This is a genomic window from Pseudomonas sp. PB103 (assembly GCF_009764635.1).
Taxonomy (GTDB): Bacteria; Pseudomonadota; Gammaproteobacteria; order Pseudomonadales; family Pseudomonadaceae; genus Aquipseudomonas.
Genome location: NZ_RWIL01000008.1, coordinates 1 through 26,214, shown reverse-complemented (window position 1 = coordinate 26,214; position 26,214 = coordinate 1). Strand labels below are relative to the sequence as shown.

24 protein-coding genes are annotated in these 26,214 nt (G+C 60.3%); 13 read left to right on the top strand and 11 right to left on the bottom strand.

What is annotated here, in order from left to right; genetic code table 11:
* Positions 1–89: 89 nt before the first annotated feature.
* Together EJA70_RS01440 and EJA70_RS01435 are read left to right on the top strand one after the other, a co-directional pair.
* Positions 90–2,843 carry a response regulator gene (locus tag EJA70_RS01440; protein WP_158829232.1) on the top strand — a complete coding sequence of 918 codons (2,754 nt, stop codon included), beginning with the start codon at positions 90–92 and terminating at the stop codon, positions 2,841–2,843.
* 83 nt (positions 2,844–2,926) lie between these two features.
* Entirely contained in the window at positions 2,927–3,916 is a 990-nt protein-coding gene (locus tag EJA70_RS01435; RefSeq protein WP_158829126.1) for a 2-hydroxyacid dehydrogenase, read from the top strand.
* A 21-nt stretch (positions 3,917–3,937) separates the two neighbouring features.
* Here the strand turns inward: EJA70_RS01435 and EJA70_RS01430 are convergent, their stop codons facing one another.
* Complete coding sequence (locus EJA70_RS01430; RefSeq protein WP_158829124.1) at positions 3,938–4,387, bottom strand: hypothetical protein; 450 nt, start codon at positions 4,385–4,387, stop codon at positions 3,938–3,940.
* A 133-nt stretch (positions 4,388–4,520) separates the two neighbouring features.
* On the opposite strand from EJA70_RS01430, the gene EJA70_RS01425 reads away from it, so the two are divergent.
* Together EJA70_RS01425 and EJA70_RS01420 are read left to right on the top strand one after the other, a co-directional pair.
* Positions 4,521–4,955 carry a hypothetical protein gene (locus tag EJA70_RS01425; RefSeq protein WP_158829122.1) on the top strand — a complete coding sequence of 145 codons (435 nt, stop codon included), beginning with the start codon at positions 4,521–4,523 and terminating at the stop codon, positions 4,953–4,955.
* Complete coding sequence (locus tag EJA70_RS01420) at positions 4,955–5,359, top strand: META domain-containing protein (RefSeq protein ID WP_008079169.1); 405 nt, start codon at positions 4,955–4,957, stop codon at positions 5,357–5,359. Before EJA70_RS01425 ends, EJA70_RS01420 begins: the two co-directional genes overlap by 1 nt.
* Positions 5,360–5,454: 95 nt before the next feature.
* Here the strand turns inward: EJA70_RS01420 and EJA70_RS01415 are convergent, their stop codons facing one another.
* Positions 5,455–5,922 (bottom strand): TlpA disulfide reductase family protein, encoded by a 468-nt coding sequence (locus EJA70_RS01415; RefSeq protein WP_158829120.1) that lies wholly within the window; start codon positions 5,920–5,922, stop codon positions 5,455–5,457.
* A 113-nt stretch (positions 5,923–6,035) separates the two neighbouring features.
* On the opposite strand from EJA70_RS01415, the gene arsC reads away from it, so the two are divergent.
* The 3 genes from arsC to EJA70_RS01400 are packed head-to-tail and all read left to right on the top strand — an operon-like array spanning position 6,036 to position 7,410.
* On the top strand, positions 6,036–6,389 hold the full coding sequence (arsC, locus tag EJA70_RS01410) for an arsenate reductase (glutaredoxin) (protein WP_158829118.1): 354 nt from the start codon (positions 6,036–6,038) through the stop codon (positions 6,387–6,389).
* A complete protein-coding gene (gene wrbA, locus EJA70_RS01405) occupies positions 6,386–6,982 on the top strand; it encodes an NAD(P)H:quinone oxidoreductase (protein ID WP_158829116.1) in 597 nt (198 codons plus the stop codon). Before arsC ends, wrbA begins: the two co-directional genes overlap by 4 nt.
* Positions 6,983–6,984: 2 nt before the next feature.
* On the top strand, positions 6,985–7,410 hold the full coding sequence (locus EJA70_RS01400; protein ID WP_008079178.1) for a DUF2069 domain-containing protein: 426 nt from the start codon (positions 6,985–6,987) through the stop codon (positions 7,408–7,410).
* A 114-nt stretch (positions 7,411–7,524) separates the two neighbouring features.
* On the opposite strand, the gene EJA70_RS01395 is transcribed toward EJA70_RS01400, so the two are convergent.
* Together EJA70_RS01395 and ttcA are read right to left on the bottom strand one after the other, a co-directional pair.
* On the bottom strand, positions 7,525–8,199 hold the full coding sequence (locus tag EJA70_RS01395) for a DNA-3-methyladenine glycosylase I (protein ID WP_158829114.1): 675 nt from the start codon (positions 8,197–8,199) through the stop codon (positions 7,525–7,527).
* A 165-nt stretch (positions 8,200–8,364) separates the two neighbouring features.
* Complete coding sequence (gene ttcA / locus EJA70_RS01390; RefSeq protein WP_008079181.1) at positions 8,365–9,189, bottom strand: tRNA 2-thiocytidine(32) synthetase TtcA; 825 nt, start codon at positions 9,187–9,189, stop codon at positions 8,365–8,367.
* Positions 9,190–9,614: 425 nt separating this feature from the next.
* On the opposite strand from ttcA, the gene EJA70_RS01385 reads away from it, so the two are divergent.
* Complete coding sequence (locus EJA70_RS01385; protein ID WP_129395086.1) at positions 9,615–10,217, top strand: Yip1 family protein; 603 nt, start codon at positions 9,615–9,617, stop codon at positions 10,215–10,217.
* A gap of 132 nt (positions 10,218–10,349) precedes the next feature.
* Positions 10,350–10,844: a SprT family zinc-dependent metalloprotease gene (locus EJA70_RS01380; protein WP_008079183.1), complete on the top strand. Its 495-nt coding sequence runs from the start codon at positions 10,350–10,352 to the stop codon at positions 10,842–10,844.
* Between the two features lie 134 nt (positions 10,845–10,978).
* On the opposite strand, the gene EJA70_RS01375 is transcribed toward EJA70_RS01380, so the two are convergent.
* Positions 10,979–12,160 carry a CaiB/BaiF CoA-transferase family protein gene (locus EJA70_RS01375; protein ID WP_158829112.1) on the bottom strand — a complete coding sequence of 394 codons (1,182 nt, stop codon included), beginning with the start codon at positions 12,158–12,160 and terminating at the stop codon, positions 10,979–10,981.
* A gap of 268 nt (positions 12,161–12,428) precedes the next feature.
* Positions 12,429–13,763, bottom strand: coding sequence for a dicarboxylate/amino acid:cation symporter (locus EJA70_RS01370; RefSeq protein WP_008079185.1), 1,335 nt, complete (start codon positions 13,761–13,763; stop codon positions 12,429–12,431).
* 350 nt (positions 13,764–14,113) lie between these two features.
* Here EJA70_RS01370 and EJA70_RS01365 point away from each other — a divergent pair, with 350 nt between their 5' ends.
* Positions 14,114–15,112, top strand: coding sequence for an AraC family transcriptional regulator (locus EJA70_RS01365; RefSeq protein WP_158829110.1), 999 nt, complete (start codon positions 14,114–14,116; stop codon positions 15,110–15,112).
* 146 nt (positions 15,113–15,258) lie between these two features.
* Here EJA70_RS01365 and EJA70_RS01360 read toward each other — a convergent pair whose 3' ends face one another.
* The 3 genes from EJA70_RS01360 to EJA70_RS01350 all read right to left on the bottom strand — a co-directional run bounded on the left by EJA70_RS01360 (position 15,259) and on the right by EJA70_RS01350 (position 18,037).
* The gene (locus EJA70_RS01360; protein WP_158829108.1) at positions 15,259–16,605 is read right to left on the bottom strand and encodes an ATP-binding protein; all 1,347 of its coding nucleotides are present in this window, start codon (positions 16,603–16,605) and stop codon (positions 15,259–15,261) included.
* Positions 16,602–17,279, bottom strand: coding sequence for a response regulator transcription factor (locus tag EJA70_RS01355; protein ID WP_008079190.1), 678 nt, complete (start codon positions 17,277–17,279; stop codon positions 16,602–16,604). The genes EJA70_RS01360 and EJA70_RS01355 overlap by 4 nt, the downstream gene beginning before the upstream one ends.
* Before the next feature lie 152 nt (positions 17,280–17,431).
* The gene (locus tag EJA70_RS01350; RefSeq protein WP_008079191.1) at positions 17,432–18,037 is read right to left on the bottom strand and encodes a hypothetical protein; all 606 of its coding nucleotides are present in this window, start codon (positions 18,035–18,037) and stop codon (positions 17,432–17,434) included.
* A 143-nt stretch (positions 18,038–18,180) separates the two neighbouring features.
* On the opposite strand from EJA70_RS01350, the gene EJA70_RS01345 reads away from it, so the two are divergent.
* Together EJA70_RS01345 and EJA70_RS01340 are read left to right on the top strand one after the other, a co-directional pair.
* Positions 18,181–18,972, top strand: coding sequence for a dienelactone hydrolase family protein (locus EJA70_RS01345; protein ID WP_008079193.1), 792 nt, complete (start codon positions 18,181–18,183; stop codon positions 18,970–18,972).
* A gap of 142 nt (positions 18,973–19,114) precedes the next feature.
* Positions 19,115–19,840 carry a 4'-phosphopantetheinyl transferase gene (locus EJA70_RS01340; RefSeq protein ID WP_158829230.1) on the top strand — a complete coding sequence of 242 codons (726 nt, stop codon included), beginning with the start codon at positions 19,115–19,117 and terminating at the stop codon, positions 19,838–19,840.
* Positions 19,841–19,978: 138 nt separating this feature from the next.
* Here the strand turns inward: EJA70_RS01340 and EJA70_RS01335 are convergent, their stop codons facing one another.
* On the bottom strand, positions 19,979–21,589 hold the full coding sequence (locus EJA70_RS01335; RefSeq protein ID WP_158829106.1) for an ATP-binding protein: 1,611 nt from the start codon (positions 21,587–21,589) through the stop codon (positions 19,979–19,981).
* Positions 21,586–22,308, bottom strand: coding sequence for a response regulator (locus tag EJA70_RS01330; RefSeq protein WP_158829104.1), 723 nt, complete (start codon positions 22,306–22,308; stop codon positions 21,586–21,588). Before EJA70_RS01330 ends, EJA70_RS01335 begins: the two co-directional genes overlap by 4 nt.
* 847 nt (positions 22,309–23,155) lie before the next feature.
* Here EJA70_RS01330 and EJA70_RS01325 point away from each other — a divergent pair.
* Positions 23,156–26,050, top strand: a complete 2,895-nt coding sequence (locus EJA70_RS01325) for a ribonucleoside-diphosphate reductase subunit alpha (RefSeq protein ID WP_158829102.1) — start codon at positions 23,156–23,158, stop codon at positions 26,048–26,050.
* Positions 26,051–26,214: the final 164 nt, after the last annotated feature.

The window sequence follows — 26,214 nt, the reverse complement described above, 5'->3', positions numbered from 1 at the left end:
TTGCCCGCGAGCAAATCGCTACACTGCGCCAATGTCGCGTGCCGGATGCACGCATGAGTCAACAGATCAGCGGGATGCAGGAGATAGGTGTGCTCACGAAACTGGGAATCAAAGGTCGCGTGCTATTGCTGACCTTGTTGCCAACCAGCCTGATGGCGCTGGTACTCGGTGGTTATTTCACCTGGATGCAGCAGTCCGACTTGCAGACCCAACTGATGCAGCGCGGCGAAATGATCGCCGAGCAACTGGCGCCGCTGGTCGCCCCCGCCATGGGCCATGGCGACAGTGATCTGCTCGAACGCATCGCCACCCAGTCCCTCGAACAACCGGACGTGCGCGCCGTCACCTTTCTTGCGCCCGACCGCACACCGCTGGCCCACGCCGGGCCGACCATGCTCAATCAGGCCCCGAGTGGTGACAGCGCTTTATTGCAACGGCGCAGCGGCAATGACGCGACCCGTTACCTGATGCCGGTGTTCGGCAAGCACCGCAACCTCGCCGGAGAACTGATCCCGGAAGAAGCCGAGCGCCTGCTCGGCTGGGTCGAACTGGAGCTGTCGCACAACGGCATGTTGTTGCGCGGTTATCGCAGCCTGTTTGCCAGCCTGCTGTTGATCGCTGCCGGTCTGGCCGGCGCCGCACTGCTGGCGTTGCGCATGGGCCGCACCATCAACCGCCCGCTTGGCCAGATCAAACAAGCTGTCGCGCAACTGAAGGATGGTCATCTCGAAACCCGCCTGCCGCCACTCGGCAGTCAGGAGCTGGATGAACTGGCATCGGGCATCAACCGCATGGCCGGCACCCTGCAGAACGCCCGCGAAGAATTGCAGCACAGTGTCGATCAGGCCACCGAGGACGTGCGCCAGAACCTGGAAACCATCGAGATCCAGAACATCGAACTCGACCTGGCGCGCAAAGAAGCGCTGGAGGCCAGCCGGATCAAATCTGAATTCCTCGCCAACATGAGTCACGAGATTCGCACGCCGCTCAACGGCATCCTCGGTTTCACTCATCTGCTGCAAAAGAGCGAACTGACCCCGCGTCAGCTCGACTACCTGGGCACCATCGAAAAGTCCGCCGACAGCCTGCTGGGGATCATCAACGAGATCCTCGATTTCTCGAAAATCGAGGCCGGCAAACTGGTGCTCGACCACATCCCGTTCAATCTGCGCGATCTGCTTCAGGACACCCTGACCATTCTTGCCCCCGCTGCGCACGCCAAGCAGCTTGAACTGGTCAGCCTGGTGTATCGCGACACACCGCTGTCGCTGGTCGGTGACCCGTTGCGCTTGAAGCAGATCCTCACCAACCTAGTCAGCAACGCGATCAAGTTCACCCGCGAAGGCACCATCGTCGCCCGCGCCATGCTCGAAGACGAAAACGACGACAGCGTGCAATTGCGCATCAGCGTTCAGGACACCGGTATCGGCCTGTCGAGCCAGGACGTGCGCGCACTGTTCCAGGCTTTCAGCCAGGCGGACAATTCGCTGTCGCGCCAACCCGGCGGCACAGGTCTGGGGCTGGTGATTTCCAAGCGCCTGATCGAGCAGATGGGTGGCGAAATCGGCGTCGACAGTACGCCAGGCGAAGGTTCGGAATTCTGGATCAGCCTGAGCCTGCCCAAGACCCGCGACGACGCCGAAGACCTGCCCGCAGCGCCGCTGCTCGGGCGCCGCGTGGCGGTGCTGGAAAACCATGAACTGGCGCGTCAGGCCCTGCAGCATCAACTGGAAGACTGCGGCCTCGACGTCACCACTTTCAATACCCTGGAAAGCCTGACCAATGGCGTCACGGGCGCACACCAGACCGATCAGGCGATTGATCTGGCGGTCATGGGCATCACCAGCAACGACATGCTGCCCGAGCGTTTGAACCAGCACATCTGGGACCTTGAACACCTCGGCTGCAAAGTGCTGGTGCTGTGTCCGACCACCGAACAGACGCTGTTCCATCTGTCAGTGCCCAACCCGCACAGTCAGTTACAGGCGAAACCGGCCTGCACGCGCAAACTGCGTCGGGCGCTGGCCGATCTGGTCAACCCGCGCCAGCCGCGCACCGAACCGGGGGAACCGTTGTCGAGTCGGGCACCGCGGGTGCTGTGCGTCGACGACAACCCGGCCAACTTGCTGCTGGTGCAAACCCTGCTCGAAGACATGGGCGCCAAGGTGCTCGCGGTCGAAAGCGGTTATGCGGCGGTCAAAGCGGTGCAGAGCGAATCGTTCGACCTGGTGTTGATGGACGTGCAGATGCCCGGCATGGACGGGCGTCAGAGCACCGAAACCATTCGCCAGTGGGAGAGCGAACGGCATTGCACGCCGCTGCCGATCGTCGCCCTCACCGCCCACGCCATGGCCAACGAAAAACGCGCGCTGCTGCAGAGCGGCATGGACGACTACCTGACCAAACCGATCAGCGAACGGCAACTGGCGCAGGTGGTGTTGAAGTGGACCGGGCTCGCGCTGCGAAACCAGGGGCCGGAGCGGGCCAGCGAAAGCGCAGCCGGCAATCACGAGTTGCCGGTGCTCGATCATGAGGAAGGCTTGCGCCTGGCCGCTGGCAAGGCTGACCTCGCAGCGGATATGCTGGCGATGCTGCTGGCGTCGCTGGAAGCCGACCGCGAAGCCATTCGCAGCGCCCGCGAGAGCCACGACCAGAACGCCCTGCTCGAACGCGTGCATCGCCTGCACGGCGCCACCCGTTATTGCGGCGTCCCGCAATTGCGCGCGGCCTGTCAGCGCAGTGAAACCCTGCTCAAGCAGGACGACCCCAAGGCCGCAGCCGCACTGGATGAGCTGGAACGCTCGATCAATCGACTCGCGGCACAGGCGCGGATCAGCGCCTGATCCACAGCAATGCCATGAAGGCTCAGGCGCGCTAAAGTTGTCGCGGGTGATTGCAGCCCGCGTCGATGCTCCAGGAGGATTTCATGCGCACGATCGTTTTCAGCAGCCAGACCTACGACCGCGACAGCTTCATCGCTGCCGACGGCCCGGCCGACATCGAACTGCACTTTCAACCGGCGCGGCTCAGCCTCGACACGGCGGCACTGGCCGACGGGCATGACGTCGTTTGCGCGTTCATCAATGACGACCTCAGTGCCGCCGTACTCGAACGTCTGGCCGCGGGCGGCACCCGACTGATCGCCTTGCGCTCGGCGGGCTACAACCATGTTGACCTGATGGCCGCCAAACGCCTGGGGCTGACCGTCGTTCGCGTCCCGGCCTACTCGCCTCACGCAGTGGCCGAACATGCGGTGGCGTTGATCCTGGCACTGAACCGGCGTTTGCACCGTGCCTACAACCGCACCCGCGAAGGCGATTTCAGCCTGCACGGGCTGACCGGTTTCGATCTGGTCGGCAAAACCGTCGGCATTGTCGGCACCGGGCAGATCGGTGCGACGTTTGCGAAGATCATGCACGGCTTCGGGTGTGAGTTGCTCGCATACGATCCGTATCCAAACCCGCAGGTGCTGGCTTTGGGCGCGCGCTATCTGAGCCTGCCGGAACTGCTCGCGCAGTCGCGCATCATCAGCCTGCACTGCCCGCTCAACGAGCAGAGCAAACACCTGATCAACCGTGACTCACTGGCGCACATGCAACCGGGCGCCATGCTCATCAACACCGGCCGTGGTGGTCTGGTCGATACGCCGGCGCTGATCGACGCGCTGAAAGAAGGTCAGCTCGGCTATCTGGGTCTGGATGTGTATGAAGAAGAGGCGCAACTGTTTTTCGAGGATCGCTCCGACCTGCCGCTGCAGGACGATGTGCTGGCGCGCTTGCTGACCTTCCCGAATGTGATCATCACCGCGCATCAGGCTTTCCTGACGCGCGAGGCACTGGGTGCGATTGCCGCGACGACCCTGCACAACATCGCCGCCTGGGCGGCCGGCGCGCCGCAGAACCAGGTCGAGGGCTGAGGCGCAGGCGGCGTACTTCGACTAGAGCGACGCTGCCAGTATCAACAGCGCCAGCCAGCCGAAACCGAAAAAGCGCTGCTTCATCGAGTGCCCGTTGCGCAGCAGGAACCAGACGAAAATCATCGGCATCAGGAACACCATGATTTTCAGCCAGCCTTCGACCGGGCGGCTGCCGTCTTCATTGATGTGCATTTCAACCCCGGTGGCCGGCGCACGACCACGCTCTTCGGCAGCAGGCGTGACTGGCGGCAACGGCTGCGTTGCGGGAGGGACGAACGCCTCCGGCACTGCTTTGTTGCGGGGCAGACTGCCGAACGAAATGGTCGAGACCTGAACGGGCGTGGCGCCAGACTGCGGTTGTGCTGCAGGTGCCTGGCTGGCCTGCGCCGCCATCGGTGCGCCGCAATGAATGCACGCGGCGGCTTGCGAGCTGATGCTGCGCTTGCATTCATAACATTCGATCAGCGCCATGTTGCGTTCCTTCAGAGTCGAGGGCGGCAGTTTGCCATGGGTGTGGGTCGATTTGAACCGGATCGAAGGTCGCACGCGCACATCATTCTGCAACCGGGCCCGTGCTAGCATGTCGCGCATATTTGGAGGACCCATGGTCGAACACGATTTCCGCTACAACCTGATGAACCCGCAACACACCCTCACCGAATGCCGCGCGCTGGTTCCGGGCCGCTATCAGGTGACCGGCAACGGTGGCTCGATTCGCATCGGTGACGCGCTGTTGGTCACCCTCAAAGGCAGCAAGGATTTGTCCATGCGCCTGACCGTCGAAACCGTTCGCCACCTGATCAATCCGCCGGGCCAATGGACCGCGATGACCACGGGCCCCGTGTTCGCTGAACTGGCCATCCATACCTGGCAGGTCAACTGCGACAGCTGCGCCAAAGAGCTGAGCTTTGAATTTGCCGTGGATGCCAAACTAGGCAAAACCGCGGAGAAACCGGCGGCCACGGCACGTATCGCCGAGCTGGGCTGGAAAGCCGTTGGCGACAAGCATCTGTGCCCGAAATGCCAGGAGCCTGCGTGATGAAACGCCTTGCCCTGACCGCTCTGGTCGGTGCCGGCCTGGTAGGCTGCGCCGCGGAGCCTGTGCAACTGCAACAGAACCGCAGCTACATTCTGGAATGGATCGGCGAGCGGCCATTGATGGATTACAGCCATCTGACCGTGACCCTTGGCGATGATGGCCGCGCCTACGGCAACGGCGGCTGCAACCATTGGTTCGCACCGTACACGCTGGACGGCGACAAGATCAGCTTCGGCAAGATCGGCAAGACCCGCAAGCTCTGCGCCCCGGCGCTGATGGAGCAGGAGCAGCGCTTCCTGCAGGCGCTGGAGCATGTCGAGCGCTGGGACATCTCGCCGATCGAGCAGATGCGCTTCTGGCCAGCCGCAGGCAAGCCTTTGCGCTGGTGGCTGGAAGAGGGTTAACCCGCAAAAGATCGCAGCCTTCGACAGCGCCTACATGAGTCCGTGTACACCCTGTAGGAGCTGCCGAAGGCTGCGATCTTTTCTTTCACAACAACCTATTTGGTTGCTTGCAACGCCTCCAGCTTCGCCATCACCCCCGCCGCCGTCTGCTCGCCCATCAATTGCTCACGCACCTTGCCTTTGTTGTCGATGATGTACGTCACCGGCAGTGCCTCACTGCGTGGCAAGTCGAACAACTCCGCCGGATCCTGCGCCAGCACGGTGAACTTGATGCCGAGCTTCTCGCTGGCGTCTTTCAACTCGACACCCTGCACATTGTCGAAGTTGACCCCGAACACGCCGACGTTCTTGCTCTTCAGTTCATCAGCCAAATGGTTGAGTTCCGGGATCTCGGTTCGGCACGGGCCACACCATTCGGCCCAGTAATTGACGATTACCCATTGTTTGTCCAAACGCTCGGAGGCGACTTTCTGACCGTTCTGGTCGATCCCGTAATCGTTGCCGCAGCCCCCCAACATCAACGCCCCGATAATCGTCAATGCCGCTGCCAATCGCCGTGTCATGTCCTGTTCCTTGTGAAAATTTGAAGGCGCCTGCGACCCATCGCCTCTGACGGTTCTGGATTGCGCGCTGCACAGTTAGAATAGCCGCCACTTTACGCCAGAAGCGACCCGCCATGACCGATCTGACGCTTTATCACAATCCGCGCTGCTCGAAATCCCGCGGCGCGCTGGAACTCATTGAAGCCCGCGGCCTGACGCCAACGGTCGTGCGCTACCTCGAAACCCCGCTGAATGCGGCGCAAATCAAGGCGTTGCTCGGCAAGCTGGGGATCAGCGCACGCCAGTTACTGCGCAGCGGCGAAGATGAATACAAAATGCTTCAACTGGCGGATGAAAGCCTCAGCGAAGCGCAATTGATCGACGCCATCGCCCAGCATCCGAAATTGATGGAGCGACCGATTCTTGAAGTCGGCGACAAAGCCGTCATCGGCCGTCCACCGGAAAACGTACTGGAGTTGCTGCCGTGAGCGCGCCTTACATTCTGGTGCTGTATTACAGCCGCAACGGCTCGACCAACGAGATGGCGCGGCAGATTGCTCGCGGTGTCGAGCAGGCCGGCCTTGAAGCGCGTCTGCGCACCGTGCCGGCGATTTCCACCGAGTGCGAAGCGGTGTCGCCGAGCATCCCGGACGACGGCGCGCTCTACGCGACTCTCGATGATCTGAAAAACTGTGCCGGCCTGGCGCTGGGCAGCCCGACGCGTTTCGGCAACATGGCCGCGCCGCTGAAGTACTTTCTCGACGGCACCAGCAACCTGTGGCTGACCGGCGCGCTGGTGGGCAAACCGGCCGGCGTGTTCACCTCGACCGCCAGCCTGCACGGCGGTCAGGAAACCACCCTGCTGTCGATGATGCTGCCGCTGCTGCACCACGGCATGTTGATCACCGGCCTGCCCTACAGCGAATCGGCGCTGCTGGAAACCCAGGGCGGCGGCACGCCTTACGGCGCCAGCCATCACGCCGGGGCTGACGGCAAAAAGGGGCTGGATCAGCACGAAGTGGCGCTGTGCCGCGCACTCGGTCTGCGCCTGGCCAAGACTGCGCAGAAACTGGAGGGCTGACGGTGGCGAAGAAGCCGAAAATCCTGCCTGCCGTCGAGTGGCTGGAGCCACGCGTCAAGGCCATGCGCGTCATCAGCCTGCTGAGTTTTTTCGCCTTGGGCGGATTGCTCGCGGCCTACTATCTGATCTTCGCTGACCTGCACGGCGCACGGCCGTGGGTGATTCTGCTGGTCGAACTGATCCCGTGGCTCGTCCTCGCCCCGGCGATGATCATGGGCAGCGCCCGTGGCCATTCGTGGATGTGTTTTGTGGTGAATCTGTATTTCATCAAGGGCGCACTGGCGGCGTATGACCCCAACCGGCAGTTGTTTGGCGTGCTGGAGATGGTCGCGAGTCTGGCGGTGTTCTGCTCCGCGCTGCTGTATGTGCGGTGGCGGTATCAGTTGAACCGCAAATTGGCGGGTGAAGGCGAGATCTCCATCGCCTGACAGACCGCCATCGCTGGCAAGCCAGCTCCCACAGGTTTTTGCGTCGATCACATAATTGTGTTTCAACAGAGATCCTGTGGGAGCTGGCTTGCCAGCGATTGGGGCGACTCGGTCTTAATGGTTGACGGTGTAAGCGAGCATCATCGAAATCTGACTCATCGCCCGCCCGCCGCTCTGTTCATGCCACTGGTTGAACACGTCCTGCACAATCTTCAGATCACGCTGGCTGGTCGGCACCTTGTCGACTATTTTCTGTGCATTCAGCGCCGCCACCACGTCGTAGCTCGGCACGAAGGTGTCCTTGCCGACCATGCGCAAAAACCGTGGCGCCGATAGCCCGCCGAGTTGATGGCCGTGCTTTTTCAGATACGTCCACAAACCGACGATATCAGTCACCGGCCAGTCGGCGATCAGCGCGCCGAAACTGCCCTTGTCCTTCTCGACGTCGAGGATGAACTGCGCATTGCGCGGCACGCTTTTCAACTTGCCCAAGTGACGAATGATCCGCGCATCCTGCATCAGCCGCTCGAGGTGTTCGGCGCTCATCAGCACGACTTTTTCCGGGTCGAACTTGAAGAACACTTCTTCGAAGGCCGGCCACTTGGCGTCGACCAGACTGTGCTTGAGGCCGGCGCGGAATACGCGTAGAGCCATGGTCGAGAGGTAGCGGTCGTCGCTGATCTTGCGCAGTTGCGCGGGGGTCTTGGGAACGGGCAGATGGGCTTCCAGTTCAGCCGCCGAACCGAAGCGGTTCAGACAGTATTCGTGCAGCCACTTGTAATCGCGCATGCCCTCTCCTGGTGAATTGAATAAAGAAACTAATGCGGGGCCCTGTGGTGAGGGGATTTATCCCCGATGGGGAGCGGAGCTCCCCCAGAAAAGCGGGGGGCTGCTGCGCAGCCCATCGGGGATAAATCCCCTCACCACAAAAGTGTGGCCCCACAGAGATTGGGTTTACAGATTGACGACGTTCACAAAGCGCGAAGCCGCAGTCTCGTCGATCTTCAGGCTGGTGAAGTCGAACAGGTTGCGGTCGGCCAGTTGCGACGGGATGACATTCTGCAGACTGCGGAAGATGCTTTCCGTTCGACCGGGTGTCTTGCGCTCCCAGTCCTGAAGCATGTCCTTGACCACCTGACGCTGCAGGTTTTCCTGCGAACCGCAGAGGTTGCACGGGATGATCGGGAATTCCTTCAAGTCCGAATAGGCCTGAATGTCTTTCTCGTTGCAGTACGCCAGCGGACGGATCACCACGTTGCGGCCATCGTCGGCGCGCAGCTTCGGCGGCATGGCTTTCAGCGAACCGTTGAAGAACATGTTGAGGAAGAACGTCTCGACGATGTCATCACGATGATGACCGAGGGCCATCTTGGTCGCGCCGATTTCATCAGCGAAGGTGTACAGCGTGCCGCGACGCAGGCGTGAGCACAGCGAGCAGGTAGTCTTGCCCTCGGGAATCAATTCCTTGACCACCGAGTACGTATCTTTCTCGACGATGTGGTACTCGACGCCCAGCTCTTTGAGGTAGGCCGGCAGCACATGCTCGGGGAAGCCCGGCTGCTTCTGGTCCATGTTCACCGCGACGATCTCGAACTTGATCGGGGCAACCTTCTGCAGGTGCAGCAGCACGTCGAGCATGGTGTAACTGTCCTTGCCCCCGGACAGGCAGACCATGACCTTGTCGCCGTCTTCAATCATGTTGAAGTCGGCAACCGCTTCGCCGGCCAGGCGGCGCAGGCGCTTTTGCAGTTTGTTCTGGTTGACCGTAAGAGTGCCCATGACGCGAAATCCGTGAGGTGTGACGAAAGGCCGGCATTTTACGCAAAAACCCCGGATGCGCGAAGCACCTGTGGCGAGGGGATTTATCCCCGTTGGGTTGCGAAGCAGCCCCAAAACCTGGGAACTCGGTTTGCCTGACACTGTGCGGGGTATGGTTTGGCGACTGCTGCGCAGCCGAACGGGGATAAATCCCCTCGCCACAAAAGTGTTTCAAGCATCAAAAATGCCTTACCGGCAAGACCCCAAGGCGATTAAGCCCCGTGTTTACAGCGCGATTTGCTCTAAGCCCCTAATACCTGTGCGGTTAAGTCCTTTCTATACTGCGACATAAGGTCGCATACATCCAAGACCTGAACTTGCTCGGCCTCATTGGCCCGTAGGCGCTCCGTTGGGGGGCGATGGCAATAACAAGAGGAGTGACTGGCATGATCCATCACGTAGTGGGACTTTTTACCCACCCCGATCAGGAATGGAAGGAAATCCGTGGCGACCAAGAGGAAAGCATCAGCCACATGTACCTGACACACACGCTGATTCTGGCGGCGATCCCCGCTGTCTCGGCGTTCATTGGCACCACGCAGGTCGGCTGGGTGATCGGTAGTCGCTCGCCAGTGATGCTCACCGTTGAAAGCGCAGTCTGGATGACCGTCATGTCCTACCTGGCCATGCTCGGCGGGGTCGCGGTCATGGGCGCCTTCGTGCACTGGATGGCGCGCACGTATGACGCCAATCCAAGTCTGGCCCGCTGTGTGGCATTCGCCACTTACACCGCAACACCGTTGTTTGTCGGCGGGCTTGCGGCGTTGTATCCGCATATGTGGTTGGGAATGATCGTCGGCACGGCGGCCATCTGCTACACGGTTTATCTGTTGTACGTGGGGCTGCCGACGTTCATGAACATTCCGTCGGATGAAGGGTTCCTGTTTTCAAGCTCGGTGCTGGCGGTGGGTCTGGTGGTACTGGTTGCCATCATGGCGTTCACCGTGATTGTCTGGGGGCTGGGCGTAGGTCCCGTCTATACCAACTGACTCGACAGGCCAATCCAATCCGAGGCCGCCGCAAGGCGGCCTTGTCGTTTGCCGGATGACCATTCGGCAGCTCGGCGATTCGCAAGTCCAGAGCGTTGCGGCATACTCGCCGTCTCTGGAGATCCATCAAGCATGCCCGAGCAACTCAATACCCGCGTCGAAGACTGTTACCAACTCGCTGAAGCCTTTTTCAAACGTCATTTCCAACGCCCCGTTGTCAGTCTCAAGCTGCGCGGGCAAAAAGCCGGTGTCGCGCATTTGCACGAGAACCTGCTGCGCTTCAACCCGCAGCTGTACCGGGAAAACACCGAACATTTCCTCAAACAAACCGTGGCCCACGAAGTTGCGCACCTGATCGCCCATCAATTGTTCGGCGATCGCATTCAGCCGCACGGCGAGGAATGGCAATTGATCATGCGCGGGGTTTACGAACTGCCGCCGGATCGCTGCCACACCTACGCCATCAAACGCCGCAGCGTCACGCGCTATATCTACAAATGCCCGTGCGTGGACAGTGATTTTCCATTCTCGGCGCAGCGCCACAGCCTGGTGCGACAGGGGCGGCGGTATTTGTGCCGGCGCTGCCGCAACACCTTGGTGTTCAGCGGTGAGATGCGGGTGGAATAGTCAGATTTTTGTTGCCCTGGCTGGCACCATCGCTGGCAAGCCAGCTCCCACAGGTTTTTGTGTCGATCACAATATTGTGTTCCACCAGAAATCCTGTGGGAGCTGGCTTGCCAGCGATGAGGCCTTTACAGACACTAAAGAATGACTTTGGAAGACCGCAGTTCTGCTATCCGCTGAGCACTGAACCCCAACTCCGCCAACACCTGATCGGTATGCTGCCCCAACACCGCCCCAACATGTCGCGGCGCCGGCAACGCCTCGGAAAACTTCAACGGGCACGCCATCTGCGCCTGCGACGTGCCATCCCCACGCGGCACTTGCGTCACCAGTTCACGCGCCTGCAATTGCGGGTGCCGAACGGCCTCACCCAGACTCAACACCGGCTCGACACAGGCATCAATCCCGGCAAACAACTCGCACAGTTCAGTAAAGTCATGCCGCTCGAACTCGACCTTCAAGGCATCCTTCAGCGCTCGCTGTTGCTCAGGTTTCGGCGATAGCCCCTGTGCCGCCAACTCCGGCCGCCCCAGCGCCGTACACAGCTGCTGCATAAACCCCGGTTCCAGACTGCCGACCGACATCCAGCGCCCGTCGCGGGAACGGTAATAGTCATAGAAGCTGCCGCCATTGAGCATCTGCTCTTCCCATGCGGGCTCCGCGCCGCAAGCCAGATACCCGGCGCCGGCCATGGCATTCAGGCTGAACGCACAATCGGTCATGCTCACGTCGATATGGGTGCCCTGCCCCGTTTGCTGACGCGCAATCACCGCCGCGAGCAAACCGATCACCCCGTGCAACGAACCACCGGCGACATCGGCCACTTGCATGCCCAACGGCAACGGCCCGCTGTCGGCGCGGCCGGTGTAGCTGGCAAGTCCGGCCAGCGCGAGGTAGTTGATGTCGTGCCCGGCGCGGTCCTTGTACGGCCCGGTCTGGCCGTAACCGGTGATCGACACATAGATCAGTTTCGGATTGATCGCTTTCATTGCTTCATAACCCAGCCCCAGACGTTCCATCACTCCGGGGCGAAACTGTTCGAGAACGATGTCGTAATCCGCGAGCAACTGCCTGACCACCTCCAGCGCTTCGGGCTGTTTCAGGTCCAGTGCCAGGCTGCGTTTGTTGCGGTTCAGGTAGGCATGACTGGCGGACATCCCGCCATCGTGCGGCGGCAACAGCCGCAGCAGATCCAGGCGTGTCGGCGATTCGATGCGCAGCACGTCCGCGCCCATGTCGGCCAGCAACAGCGAGGCAAACGGCCCCGGCAACAGTGTCGAGAAATCGAGAATTTTCAGTGAGGCCAGCGGTGCAGACATGGGCAAGCTCCTTGGGCGATGCACTCAGCCTAGGCAGCCATTGCCGATGCAGCAATCACCGGATATGTCAGCGGGTGTGACCGTTACGCTCAAATCGCAGGCAATAAAAAACCCCTGTGGCGAGGGGATTCATCCCCGATGAGTCGCGTAGCGGCTCCCTTCTATCACCAAAAAGAAGGGGCCTGCTGCGCAGTCCATCGGGGATAAATCCCCTCACCACAAGGGCTTTTCACCACCCCGCACCGCATTGATGCGGGGCTTCGTTTACTTACTTGACGCTGCTCGGGGTTGGGCCTTCAGCCACACCCAGGTCGTCTTCAGGACGAGTGTCAGCGATACCGCGACCACCCGAAGCCAGCTCGGCGTCCAGTACGTCGGTGTCCAGCTCTTTCACCCACTTGGCAACCACGATGGTCGCAACAGCGTTGCCCACCAGGTTGGTCAGTGCGCGCGCTTCGGACATGAAGCGGTCGATACCGAGGATCAGCGCCAGACCGGCCACCGGCAGGTGACCTACCGCCGACAGGGTGGCGGCCAACACGATGAAGCCCGAACCGGTCACACCGGCAGCGCCTTTGGAGGACAGCAGCAACACCACCAGCAGAGTGATCTGGTGCGTGATGTCCATGTGCGTGTCGGTTGCCTGAGCAATGAACACCGCGGCCATGGTCAGGTAGATCGCGGTACCGTCGAGGTTGAACGAGTAACCGGTCGGGATCACCAGACCCACTACCGATTTCTTCGCGCCCAGACGCTCCATCTTGATCAGCATGCGTGGCAGCACCGATTCCGACGACGAAGTGCCGAGTACGATCAGCAGTTCTTCACGGATGTAACGGATCATCTTCAGCACGCTGAAACCGTGCATGCGGGCGATACCGCCGAGCACGATCAGCACGAACAGCAGGCAAGTGATGTAGAAGCAGATCATCAGTTGACCCAGTTGCACCAGCGAGCCGACACCGTAGGCACCGATGGTGAAGGCCATGGCACCGAAGGCACCGATGGGCGCGAGCTTCATGATCATGTTGATGATGTTGAACATCACGTGGGCGAAGCGATCAATGAAGTCGAGGATCGGCTTGCCGTAGGCACCCAGGCGATGCAGGGCGAAACCGAAGATCACCGAGAACATCAGCACTTGCAGGATGTCACCGGTAGCGAACGCGCCGACGATGGTGGTCGGGATCACGTTGAGCAGGAAGCCGACAACGCTCTGGTCAGCACCGGCCGCGACATAAGAAGCGACTTTGGAAGCGTCGAGGGTTGCAACATCAATGTGCATGCCGTTGCCCGGCTGCACGATATTGACCACGACCAGACCGACCAGCAGGGCGATGGTCGAGACGATTTCGAAGTACAGGAGTGCGTAACCGCCGGTCTTGCCGACCGACTTCATGTTCTGCATGCCGGCGATGCCGCTGACCACGGTGCAGAAGATGATCGGGGCGATGATCATTTTGATCAGTTTGATGAACCCGTCACCCAGCGGCTTTACCGCCACGCCGAACTGCGGGTAGTAATGACCGAGCGCAATACCGATGATGATTGCGATGATCACCTGGAAATACAGGGATTTGTACAGTGGCTGACGAGTCGTCATTGCAAGTTTCCTCAAGAGCCCCGCGTGGCAACATCCATCTGTTGGCCGCGAAACCTGAATTGCGAACCCTCCTGCACTGGAGGGATTTGTTGTTGGAGCGGCGTTTTCCGGACGGGATCAACGCACGCTTCTGTCGCTTGTATCGCAAACCTCGTGCCACTTTGGTGCGTTTCGCTGCAAGCCTTTTGATATCAGGGCCTGCAGGTTTTTCCAGGTCACCGCCTCGTGAGGTGATTGTGGCGGATTTCCGCCAACCAGCCCGCTCTCGTCCTACAATTTGGCGGAAATCCGCCTTGTTGCCCACGCTACCCCCGACTACCATCCGGCGTCTGAGGAAGGATCTGCCGCTTATGCGTGAACGCACCATTGCCAGCCATTTCGCTCGCGCCGCCCTCGGTGGCGCGCGCCGTCTGGGCTGCGATTATTCAGGGCTGCTGCAGCAACTGGGCATCAGCGCAGAACTGCTCGACGAGCCGCGTGCACGGATCGCCCCGGAGCAGTTCACCCGGTTGATCCAGGGCCTGTGGCTGGCGCTGGACGACGAGTACCTGGGTTTTGGCAGTGCGCCGAGCAAACCCGGCAGTTTCGCGATGATGTGCCACGCCTCGATTCACTGCCGCAATCTGGAGAAAGCACTGCAGCGCGGTTTATTGTTTTATAGCTTATTCCCGGGCGCCCCGCGCCTGACCCTGAGCCGCGAAGACGAATGGGTGCGCTTGAGCCTGGACGACGCGTCATTGTGGGACCCGGATCACTTTCTCACCGAAAGCCTGTTGGTGATCTGGCATCGACTGGGCAGTTGGCTGATCGGCCAGCGGATTCGCCTCGAACACGCGACCTTCAGCTATGCGAAACCCGCCCACGGCGCCGAATACGACCTGCTCTTCCCCTGTCCCATGACCTTCGGCACCGAGCACAGCAGCCTGCTGTTTCATAGCCGCTATTTATCCATGCCGTTGTTACAGGACGAGCGCACGCTCAAGCATTTTCTCGAACGCTCCCCCGCCGACCTGCTCTCGCGCCCGGATGACGGCGACAGCCTGAGCAGCCGCCTGCGTCGCTTGCTCAGCCGCGACAGTGCGCGCTGGCCAGATCTGGAAGCGGTGGCGGCGCACTTGCACATCAGCCCGCAGACGCTGCGCCGGCATTTGCGCGACGAAGGCACGAGTTTTCAGGAGTTGAAGGATCAGTTGCGGCGGGATATCGCCATCTACCATTTGGGGCGCGCGGATTTGTCGTTGCAGCAGATTGCCGAGCAGCTTGGTTTTTCCGAACCGTCGGCGTTTCACCGGGCGTTCAAGAAGTGGACGGGGCTGACGCCCGGGGCTTATCGGGCGCAGGAACAGTGAGGCAATCAACAATCTTGTGGTGAAGTCACTGGCCCCATCGCTGGCAAGCCAGCTCCCACAGGTATCGAGGGTGCACATGAATTTTGTGTATAACTCGGACATTGTGGGAGCTGGCTTGCCAGCGATGGGGCCAGAAAGGCCAACACTTAAACCGCAGGAAAGTGAATCCTGAACGCCGCCCCACCCATTGGCGAATCACCCAGTGCCAGTTTCGCGTTGTAGCTTTCGATGATGTCCTTGACCACCGCCAACCCGATCCCCTGCCCCGGATGCTGGGCATCCAGCCGTTCGCCACGCTCCAGAATCCGCGCGCGTTGATCCGGTGGCACTCCGGGACCGTCGTCCTCGACGCACAACTCAACCCCGGCCAACGTCTCGCGCACGCTGATGCGCACCTCGCCCAGGCATAGGCGATAAGCGTTTTCCAGCAGGTTGCCCATCATCTCCAGCAAGGCGCCCTGCTCGATCGGCACGTAACAATGCTCGGGCAGATCAAACGCCACGCGCACATGTTTATCGCGATAGACCTTGTCCAGTGTGTCGCAGAGGCTTTTCAGTACGGGCTGAAGTCGCACCTGATGGCGCACCAGACCGCTTTTGCGCAGGCTCGCGCGTTGCAGTTGATAGCTGATCTGTTGGCTCATGCGCTCGATCTGGCTTTGCAGCACCCACGCCTGATCACGGTCTTCCGGGCGCTGGGCCATGTCTTCGCTGACCCCTTGCAACACCGTCAGCGGGGTTTTCAGGCTGTGGGCCAAATCATCGAGCGAATCGCGATACCGACTGCGCTGTTGACGTTCGCTGTGCAGCAGACGGTTGAGCGAGCCGGTCAGGCGCAGTAGCTCGCGAGGGTGTTGTTCGGTGAGGCTTTCGCGGGTGCCGCCTTCGATTTCGTCGAGTTCCTGACTGAGTTGGCGCAGGGCTTTGAGGCCCCAGGTCAGGCCGATCCACAGCAGCGCCAGCAACACCAGCAACGCTGCGCCGAAACCGAGGTAGAGATTTTCGCGCAGGCCTTCGAGGGTGGTTTCGTATTCGCGCACCGGTTGCAGGGCGACGATGCTGAACGCCGCGCTTTTACCGCCGAGCAGTTTCACTTCAACGTCGTAGACGAAGAATTCCTGACCGTTGGCTTCGCGGATCCGCGCGAACTCGTTGCCGAGGCCGTCATAGCGCGGTTTGTAGTTGATCTGCTCTTCCTGGGTGGCTTTCGAGCGCCAGACCAGATGCCCTTCGCGGTCGTAGATGTAGCCGAGCAGGCGGAAGTCAGTGAGATTGAAACGCTCATCCGGCAACTGATTGGGCATCACCAGTCGGCCGTTTTCGATACGTGCGGCAGAGATCAGCGTGGTGACGTCCGAGGCCAGCCGCTGTTCGATCGAGTCCTGCAACGCGAGGCTGAACGCGCCCTGCATCGCCGGGAGCAAGGCGAGCATGAACAACACCGCCAACGTGGTGGCGGCGAGCATCAGCCGAACGCGTAGCGAACGAATCAAGTGCAGCGCTCATTGAACAGGTAGCCGAGGCCGCGCACGGTATCGATCGGCTTGAAGCCGGCCGGGCCTTCGAGTTTACGGCGCAGGCGGCCGACCAGCACTTCGATCACGTTCGGATCGCGCTCGTCGTCGTCCGGGTAGAGCTGCTCCATCAAGCGATCCTTGGGCACCACTTGTTGATGGTGGCGCATGAGGTATTCGAGGATGCGATATTCGTAGGCGGTCAGCGCCAGCGGCTGTTCGTCGAGGGTCGCCTGTTTGCGATTGAGGTCGAGCAGCAGCGGGCCGGCGACGATGGTCGACTGGGTAAAACCGCTGGAGCGGCGCAGCAAGGCATTCAGGCGCGCGTCGAGCTCTTCGAACTGGAACGGCTTGACCACGTAATCATCGGCACCGGCGGCGAGGCCTTCGACCTTGTCCTGCCAGTTACCGCGCGCGGTGAGGATCAGGATCGGGAAGGTCTTGCCGCCCGAGCGCAACTGGCGGATCAGGTCGAGGCCACCCATGCCCGGCAATCCCAGATCGATCACCGCCAGGTCAAAGTTGAACTGTCCGGTCTGGTACAGCGCCTCTTCGGCATTGGCCACGGACTCGACCACGTGACCGCTCTCCGTGAGACGGGTTTGCAGGTGATGGCGCAATAGCGCTTCATCTTCGACGACCAACAGTTTCATAGCTCTCTCCCGGGTAAATCCAGAATCTCCAAAAACACACCCGCAGGAGCAAAGCTTGCTCGCGAAGGCGGTGTGTCAGTCGACATCTAAATTGACTGACCCAGCGCTGTCGCGAGCAAGCTTCGCTCCTACAATGATTTCGCTGTCGCTCCTTAGAAACTGTAGTTGGCCGACAGGTAAGTCTGCGCGCTGCTGTTCAAATCCAGCGAGCCTTGTTTGCTGCCGCCACTTTCTTTCATTTCAGTGCTGGCGTTGCTCATCAGGTAACGGTAACCGAGTTCGACCGAGGTGTTTTGCGAGACTTGCTGCAACACCCCGAACTGGCCGCCGACCGCATAACCGATGTCACTGTCGCGGCTGTAGCCTGGCGAATCCTGCGTCAGCTTGGTCAAACCGGCAGTTGCGCCACCGAACAGCTTGGTGCTGCCGCCCACCGGATAGAACAGATCGTAGCTGCCCAACAGGTTTTCCTGACGCAGTTTAATGCCATTGTGCGAGCCCGACACGTTGTCATAAGTGGCGTAGTAGCGACCTTGACTGTTTTGCTGACCGAGGCGTACGCCGTAAGTGTTGTTGCCATCGATGGCGCCGGTGGCGTTCGGATGGTCGAGGTTGTCGTTCAGTGCGTTGGACTTTTTAACCTTGTCGCTGGTCTGGCCGAAGGTCAGGCCGGCGAAGTTCGAAGTGGTGTCGGCATGGGCCGCGATGCTGGAGCCCAACAGGGTAAAAGCCAGCAGCAGTTTGTTTAAACGAGTCATTGAGTTTCCTCTTTCACAGTGCTGTTTGGGTATGGCGCAAGGTTACTGACCTGCCCCTGTACCGCCCCTGAACACTCTCTGAACCTGACCTGAACCAAATGGACTAGGCTGTTTTGACCTTTTATTGTCAGGAGACCCCCACCATGCGCCTGTTCCTTGCCCTCACGTTGCTCGCTGTCAGCAGCCTCACCCAAGCGGCGATCAAGACTGAAGAAATTCCCTACCAAAGCGCCGATGGCACCCAGTTGATCGGTTACTACGCCTATGACGACGCAATCAAAGGCAAGCGCCCGGGCATCGTCGTCGTACATGAATGGTGGGGCCTGAACGATTACGCCAAACGCCGCGCACGCGATCTCGCCGAACTGGGTTACAGCGCTCTGGCGATCGATATGTATGGCGAGGGCAAGAACACCGAGCACCCGAAAGATGCGATGGCGTTCATGCAGGCGGCGACCAAGGACGCCGATGCCGCGAGCAAACGCTTCGCCGCCGGGCTGGATCTGTTGAAGAAACAACCGCAGACCGACGTCAATAAACTTGCCGCCATTGGTTATTGCTTTGGCGGTGGTGTGGTACTCAATGCCGCACGTCAGGGCGTGCCGTTGGCAGGGGTGGTGAGTTTCCATGGCGCACTGGCAACCAAAACGCCCGCCACACCGGGCAGTGTGAAAGCAAAAATTCTGGTCGAGCACGGAGCGCTGGACAGCATGGTCACGCCGGACAACGTCACCGCGTTCAAAAGTGAAATGGACAAGGCTGGCGCTGACTATAAGTTCGTCAGCCTCGACGGCGCCAAACACGGCTTTACCAACCCGGACGCGGATCGCTTGAGCCACGGCGAACACGGTGGCCCGGACATCGGGTACAACAAGGCCGCGGATGAAAAATCCTGGGCGGACATGAAAGCGTTCTTCCAGAAAATCTTCAGCTAACCGCGCCCGCTGTAGGAGCTGCCGCAGGCTGCGATCCTTTGATCCTGATGTTGAAAGGCAAAGTCAAAAGATCGCAGCCTTCGTCAGCTCCTACAGGGATGTGGACTATTCAGCTTCGGCGCCAGGCGGCAAAATGCCCGTCATGAACCTCACCCCCGCCCTTCCCGCCTGCTGCACCCCACTCGATGCCCACTGGCCGTTGCCAAGGGTATTGCCCGACACTGTGTTGCTCAGCACGCACTTCGATCCGGCCCGACTGCTCGGCGATGATTTTCAACGCAGCGCCATTGAGCCGCCGCCGAGCATCCAGCGTTCGGTGGCCAAGCGTCAGGCCGAGTTTCTCGCCGGGCGTATCTGCGCACGGGCGGCGTTGCAGCAGTTGGAAGGTTTGGGCGAAGTGCCGGCGATTGGCGAAGATCGCGCACCGGTGTGGCCAGCGCATATCTGCGGTTCGATCACCCACAGCACCGGGCGCGCCGCAGCGATCGTTGCCAACAGGCAGCATTGGCGTGGCTTGGGCATGGATCTGGAAAACCTGCTCAACGCCGAACGCGCCGAACGCCTCGCCGGGGAAATTCTCACGCCAGCGGAAATGCAGCGCATGGCGGCCGGCTCGCGGGATCAGTTGGCCTTGTGGGTGACGCTGACGTTTTCGGTGAAAGAGAGTCTGTTCAAGGCGCTGTACCCGATCGTGCAGAAGCGCTTTTATTTTGAGCATGCGGAAGTGCTGGAATGGACGGAGGCCGGCGAGGTGCGCTTGCGGCTGTTGACGGACCTCTCGGCTGAATGGCGTAACGGCACAGAACTGGAGGCGCAGTTCGGGGTGCAGGATGGGCAGCTGTTGAGTCTGGTCAGCATTCAGGCCTGAATCTTTATCGCCTGTCAGGGCCTCATCGCTGGCAAGCCAGCTCCCACAGGTTTCGGGGTTTACATCAGAGCTGTGCTCACCACAGATACTGTGGGAGCTGGCTTGCCAGCGATGGGGCCAGCAAAGCCACCACACATCTCAACGGCGCTCCTGATTCCTCGGCCAGCTCAGACTGAAGCACGCCCCACCCAGGCTTTTGCTTTTGCCGATGATCGCCCGGCCGTCATGCCAATGAATGATCCGCCGCACAATCGACAACCCCAGGCCATGCCCGCCCGACGCCCGCGTGCGGCTGTCGTCCAGACGCAGGAACGGCGTGAAGATCCGCTCCCACGCCACTTCCGGCACGCCCGGCCCGTCGTCCTCGACGTCGACCCGGCAACGTAACTGCCCGACCTGATAGCTCACCGTGACCTTCGAGCGCGCATGGCGCATCGCGTTGCTCACCAGATTCTGCAGCGCCCGGTGCAGGTAACGCGGCTCCGCCTCGACCCAGGCGTCGTCGTTATCGGCAGCAGACAGACACAGCCCGCGCTGCACCGTGACCTCGGCGCGCAGCGGCGCCAATTCTTCGATGACCTGATTGACCAGCGCATCCAGATCGATGCGTTGGAAGGTCAGCGCCGGCGAGCCCTGCTCCAATCGTGCGTAGGTGAGCATCTCATCGACCAGCTTATCGAGGTCCTCGATGTCGTGATCCATGCCTTCGCGGTACTTCTCCAAGGCTTGCGGCGTCGTCGCAGAGCCGATCATCTCCAAACCGAAACGCAGGCGCGCCACCGGGGTGCGCAACTCGTGGGACACCGCGCGCACCAGTTCACGCTGGATCGCCAATAATTGTTGCAAGTGCTCGGCCATGCCGTTGAACGCCGCCGCCAGGCGCCCGACCGAATCGGCACCGCGCGCCGGCACACGGGTTTCCAGACTGCCCTTGGCAATGCGCGTGGCCGCCGCTTCGAGCCCGCGCAAACGCCGCTCCAGTTGGCGCACCAGCAAATAAACGATGAGGCCGATCAGGCTCAGCCCCAGCGCGGCGATCAACACCAGCCATTCCGGCGGATAAGGGTTCATTTGGTACAGCGGGCCGATCTCCAGCACCCACGGCGTGCCGACCATGCCGGCAAACACACGGATCGAATCGCCGCCCTTGCCCAGCGCCATCACCGTGTCGCCCTCGGAGACACGACGGCTCTGGTCTTCATCCATGTCGGCGTCGTCCACCGTGACCAGGCGCAGGTCGAAACCAAAACCCTTCTCTTCCTTTATCTGCGCCAGTCGTTTGGGTTGCTCGGCAACAGGCACCCGCACCAGCTCATCGGCCAGCAGGTAAATAGTGGCGCGGGCCAGTTGCTCACTGATCTGCTGCACTTCGCCGGTGAGGACGAGTTGTTCCTTGTCGCTGACCAATCGATAGACTTTGGCCGCATGCGGGCCGGTCTGCTCGACCAGCGCCTGCCCGCGCTGCACACGGGTGCGCTGGGTCAGATCGAGACCGGTGTCGCTGAAGGTCTTCAGCGCCAGCGGAATCCCCAGCAGCCGCTCCCACACCAACAGTGCGCGATGCCGCTCGGTGGCGTTCATCGGTTGCAGGTTGTCGGCCATCAGCGAGAACGTGCCATGGGCCAGGCGCTCGCGGTATTGCTCGCTGCGCACCTGATTGAGCAGGTGCAGCGCCAGCACACCGAGTACCGCCACCAGAATCAGCGCAGCGCACATGCCGCCGTAGATGCGCAGGAAGATCGAGTTCACAGGGCCAGGTCTGCGCAGGCTTCCGGAACGAACAGATAACCTTTGCTGCGGATGGTCTTGATCAGACGCGGATGGTCGGGGTCATCGCCGATTTTCGGGCGGATGCGCGAGATGCGCACATCGATCGAGCGGTCCTGGCCGTCATAGCCGATGCCGCGCAGGGCGGTAAAGATTTCCTCGCGGGAAAGAATGCGTCCGGCGTTGGAGACCAGCAGCCAGAGGAGGTCGAATTCGGCGCTGGTCAGTTCGATGCCGTTGTCACTCAGCCACGCTTCGCGCAGCGCATTGTCGACCACCAGTGGGCCGAATTGCAGACGGCGGGATTTTTCTGCGACCGGTTCAGCGCTGTCACTGCGGCGCAGCAACGCCTGAATGCGCGCCAGCAGCAATCGCGGGCGCACCGGTTTGCATACGTAATCGTCAGCGCCAAGGTCGAGGCCCTGGATCTGATCGGCGTCATCGGTGCGCGCGGTGAGCATCAGGATCGGCCCGTCGTAATGGTCACGCACCTTGCGACAGATGCTCAGGCCATCTTCGCCGGGCAACATCAGGTCGAGGATCACCAGATCCGGTTGCTCCTTGATGATCCGCGCCGCCGCCAGCGCACCGTTGCCTTCGATGTCGACGCGCAGTCCATTGGCTTGCAGGTAGTCGCGCGTGAGTTCGGCCAGTCGCTGGTCATCCTCGACGATCAATACCTCAAAGGCTTGTTGCTCCACCGGTGACCTCTGCTTGCTGTTTTTATTAATAAAGGATTGCCCAAGACACACACGATCCCCTGTAGGAGCTGACGAGTGAAACGAGGCTGCGATCCTTTGATTTTGTTTTTTTCAAGATCAAAAGATCGCAGCCTTCGGCAGCTCCTACAGGGATCCTCTCGTGTTTTTGTCATGTTTTTGGAGGATAAAATCGCATTCACATGGGCCGATTGTATAAACGGCGTACAGCCGGAACACAAGTCGGTAAATGCGTTCGGACAAGGCGGTTTTTTGTGATAGGGTTCGCGCCCTTAAAAATCCGCTGAAGCGTTTTTCCCGAGGATAAAACGGTGACAAACGGTCTAGCTCAGCACGTCCGCGGCCTACACGGGAATTCCTTGTTTCTTACACAATTTACGCACAGGTTTATCCACAGGTAGTACGTTGCAACACCCCTCAAAACGCATTATCTTGTAGCACGGCGCGGGGAGAGACCCTACATATGGGGTTTTCCGCTCAAACGCCCAACCACATTTAGGACCTGAAACTCAAGTGCTTTATTGCCAGTTTCCGGTTGAACCAAGCAAGTTTTTCAAAGCCCAAACCGCACTTGCGGATGGCACCGTTTTTTAGGTCGGAAACGACCGGAACGGTACGGGTGTTGCAGTCATTACTGTCACCCTGGAAGGAATTTGGCTCGAGCCTTGGCTCGGCGCCGAAAACTTCGGCAAGGATGCGGCGCTACAAGCCTTTTTCCTACTGTTCCGAAGTTGTTACGCCGACGCTTGTCGGTTGCAGTGCTTCGGTACAGAACGGTGAGCACCATGACGGTGCCAAACAAACATAGAGAATGTGGAGACCACCCCCCATGCAAACCGACACAACTCGCGAGAACCCGCAGGGCACCTTGCCGCAGGCCGCCGATTCGAATTCGGATCTGGCAGCCACCGCGCCGGGTCAACTGCGCGTGATCAAGCGTAATGGCACTGTCGTTCCTTACACCGATGACAAGATCACCGTCGCTATCACCAAAGCGTTCCTCGCAGTTGAGGGCGGCACCGCTGCCGCTTCGTCGCGAATCCACGACACTGTTGCGCGCCTGACCGAACAAGTCACCGCGACCTTCAAGCGTCGCATGCCATCGGGCGGCACCATCCACATTGAAGAAATCCAGGACCAGGTCGAACTGGCCCTGATGCGTGCCGGCGAGCAGAAAGTGGCGCGCGACTACGTGATCTACCGTGACGGCCGTTCGAAAGAACGTGCTGCCCACGCCCCGGCCGAAGAAGCGGTCAACGCTCACCCGTCGATCCGCATTACCCGCGCTGATGGCAGCCTGGCGCCGCTGGACATGGGCCGTCTGAACACCATCGTCACCGAAGCGTGCGAAGGCCTGGAAGAGGTCGACGGCGACCTGATCCAGCGCGAAACCCTGAAAAACCTGTACGACGGCGTGGCCCTGACCGACGTCAACACCGCGCTGGTGATGACCGCCCGTACCTTGGTTGAGCGTGAGCCGAACTACTCGTTCGTCACCGCCCGCCTGCTGATGGACACCCTGCGTGCCGAAGGCCTGGGCTTCCTCGGTGTGGCCGAAAGCGCCACGCACCACGAAATGGTCGACCTGTACGCCAAGGCGCTGCCGGCCTACATCGCCAAAGGTATCGAGTTCGAACTGCTGAACCCTGTGCTGGCCTCCTTCGACCTGGAAAAACTGGGCAAGGCAATCAACCACGAGCGCGATCAGCAATTCACCTACCTGGGCCTGCAAACCCTGTACGACCGTTACTTCATCCACAAGGACGGTATCCGCTTCGAACTGCCGCAAATCTTCTTCATGCGCGTGGCCATGGGCCTGGCGATCGAAGAGAAGCAGAAAGAAGACCGTGCAATCGAGTTCTACAACCTGCTGTCGTCCTTCGACTACATGTCGTCGACCCCGACCCTGTTCAACGCCGGTACCCTGCGTCCACAGCTGTCGAGCTGCTACCTGACCACCGTGCCGGATGACCTGTCGGGTATCTACCACGCGATCCACGACAACGCTATGTTGTCGAAATTCGCCGGTGGCCTGGGCAACGACTGGACGCCGGTGCGTGCACTGGGTTCGTACATCAAAGGCACCAACGGCAAGTCGCAAGGCGTGGTTCCGTTCCTGAAAGTGGTGAACGACACCGCCGTCGCCGTTAACCAGGGTGGCAAGCGCAAAGGCGCTGTCTGTGCCTACCTGGAAACCTGGCACATGGACATCGAGGAGTTCATCGAGCTGCGCAAGAACACCGGTGATGATCGTCGTCGTACCCACGACATGAACACTGCCAACTGGATCCCTGACCTGTTCATGAAGCGTGTCTTCGACGACGGCAAGTGGACCCTGTTCTCGCCATCCGAAGTACCGGATCTGCACGACCTGACCGGTAAGGCCTTCGAAGAGCGCTACGAGTACTACGAAGCGCTGACCGAATACCCAGGCAAAGTCCGCCTGTTCAAGACCATCCAGGCCAAAGACCTGTGGCGCAAAATGCTCTCCATGCTGTTTGAAACCGGCCACCCATGGCTGACTTTCAAAGACCCGTGCAACCTGCGCAGCCCGCAGCAGCACGTCGGCGTGGTTCACAGCTCGAACCTGTGCACCGAGATCACCTTGAACACCAACAAGGACGAAATCGCCGTTTGCAACCTGGGCTCGATCAACCTGCCGAACCACATCGTCAACGGCAAGCTGGACACCGCCAAGCTGGAACGCACCGTGAACACCGCCGTTCGCATGCTCGATAACGTTATCGACATCAACTACTACTCGGTGCCACAAGCGAAGAACTCCAACTTCAAGCACCGTCCGGTCGGTCTGGGCATCATGGGCTTCCAGGACGCTTTGTATCTGCAGCACATCCCTTACGGTTCCGACGCTGCCGTCGAGTTCGCCGACAAGTCGATGGAAGCGGTCAGCTACTACGCGATCCAGGCTTCCTGCGACCTGGCCGACGAGCGCGGTGCGTACGAGACGTTCCAGGGTTCGCTGTGGTCCAAAGGCATCCTGCCACTGGATTCGCAACAGATCCTGATCGAGCAACGTGGCCAGAAGTACATCGACGTTGACCTGAACGAATCCCTCGACTGGGCGCCGGTTCGCGCCCGTGTACAGAAAGGCATTCGTAACTCCAACATCATGGCCATCGCACCGACCGCGACCATCGCCAACATCACGGGCGTCTCGCAGTCGATCGAACCGACTTATCAGAACCTGTATGTGAAATCGAACCTGTCGGGCGAATTCACCGTGATCAACCCGTACCTGGTTCGCGACCTCAAGGCTCGCGGTCTGTGGGACTCGGTCATGATCAACGACCTGAAGTACTACGACGGTTCGGTGCAGCAGATCGAGCGCATCCCGCAAGAACTCAAAGAGCTCTACGCGACTGCTTTCGAAGTGGACACCAAGTGGATCGTTGACGCCGCCAGCCGTCGTCAGAAGTGGATCGACCAGGCCCAATCGCTGAACCTGTACATCGCTGGCGCATCGGGCAAGAAACTCGACGTGACCTACCGCATGGCCTGGTACCGTGGCCTGAAAACCACTTACTACCTCCGTGCCCTGGCCGCGACCAGCACCGAGAAGTCGACCATCAGCACCAGCAAGCTGAACGCTGTTTCCAGCGGCGGCAACCACGGTGATGATTCGGTTCTCGCAGCACCTGCCGGCCCTGCTCCAGTGCCAAAGGCTTGCGCGATCGACGAGCCGGATTGCGAAGCTTGCCAATAAGCTGAGCCGAGTCAGGGGTTGCAAAACCCCTGAACCCAAAACCCCCGACAGACCTCTGGTGTGCCGGGGGTTTTCTTTTGCCCCACATTCCTGTGTAGGAGCTGCCGCAGGCTGCGATCTTTTGATCCTGCTTGTGATGCAGCAAAAACAGGATCAAAAGATCG

What these genes read in the sequence shown, in the direction of transcription:
- EJA70_RS01435 (WP_158829126.1), top strand. Translation starts at nt 2,927, where the DNA reads ATGCGCACGATCGTTTTCAGCAGCCAGACCTACGACCGCGACAGCTTC.
- EJA70_RS01430 (WP_158829124.1), bottom strand. Translation starts at nt 4,387, where the DNA reads ATGGCGCTGATCGAATGTTATGAATGCAAGCGCAGCATCAGCTCGCAA.
- EJA70_RS01425 (WP_158829122.1), top strand. Translation starts at nt 4,521, where the DNA reads ATGGTCGAACACGATTTCCGCTACAACCTGATGAACCCGCAACACACC.
- EJA70_RS01420 (WP_008079169.1), top strand. Translation starts at nt 4,955, where the DNA reads ATGAAACGCCTTGCCCTGACCGCTCTGGTCGGTGCCGGCCTGGTAGGC.
- EJA70_RS01415 (WP_158829120.1), bottom strand. Translation starts at nt 5,922, where the DNA reads ATGACACGGCGATTGGCAGCGGCATTGACGATTATCGGGGCGTTGATG.
- arsC (WP_158829118.1), top strand. Translation starts at nt 6,036, where the DNA reads ATGACCGATCTGACGCTTTATCACAATCCGCGCTGCTCGAAATCCCGC.
- EJA70_RS01395 (WP_158829114.1), bottom strand. Translation starts at nt 8,199, where the DNA reads ATGCGCGATTACAAGTGGCTGCACGAATACTGTCTGAACCGCTTCGGT.
- ttcA (WP_008079181.1), bottom strand. Translation starts at nt 9,189, where the DNA reads ATGGGCACTCTTACGGTCAACCAGAACAAACTGCAAAAGCGCCTGCGC.
- EJA70_RS01385 (WP_129395086.1), top strand. Translation starts at nt 9,615, where the DNA reads ATGATCCATCACGTAGTGGGACTTTTTACCCACCCCGATCAGGAATGG.
- EJA70_RS01380 (WP_008079183.1), top strand. Translation starts at nt 10,350, where the DNA reads ATGCCCGAGCAACTCAATACCCGCGTCGAAGACTGTTACCAACTCGCT.
- EJA70_RS01375 (WP_158829112.1), bottom strand. Translation starts at nt 12,160, where the DNA reads ATGTCTGCACCGCTGGCCTCACTGAAAATTCTCGATTTCTCGACACTG.
- EJA70_RS01370 (WP_008079185.1), bottom strand. Translation starts at nt 13,763, where the DNA reads ATGACGACTCGTCAGCCACTGTACAAATCCCTGTATTTCCAGGTGATC.
- EJA70_RS01365 (WP_158829110.1), top strand. Translation starts at nt 14,114, where the DNA reads ATGCGTGAACGCACCATTGCCAGCCATTTCGCTCGCGCCGCCCTCGGT.
- EJA70_RS01355 (WP_008079190.1), bottom strand. Translation starts at nt 17,279, where the DNA reads ATGAAACTGTTGGTCGTCGAAGATGAAGCGCTATTGCGCCATCACCTG.
- EJA70_RS01350 (WP_008079191.1), bottom strand. Translation starts at nt 18,037, where the DNA reads ATGACTCGTTTAAACAAACTGCTGCTGGCTTTTACCCTGTTGGGCTCC.
- EJA70_RS01345 (WP_008079193.1), top strand. Translation starts at nt 18,181, where the DNA reads ATGCGCCTGTTCCTTGCCCTCACGTTGCTCGCTGTCAGCAGCCTCACC.
- EJA70_RS01340 (WP_158829230.1), top strand. Translation starts at nt 19,115, where the DNA reads ATGAACCTCACCCCCGCCCTTCCCGCCTGCTGCACCCCACTCGATGCC.
- EJA70_RS01325 (WP_158829102.1), top strand. Translation starts at nt 23,156, where the DNA reads ATGCAAACCGACACAACTCGCGAGAACCCGCAGGGCACCTTGCCGCAG.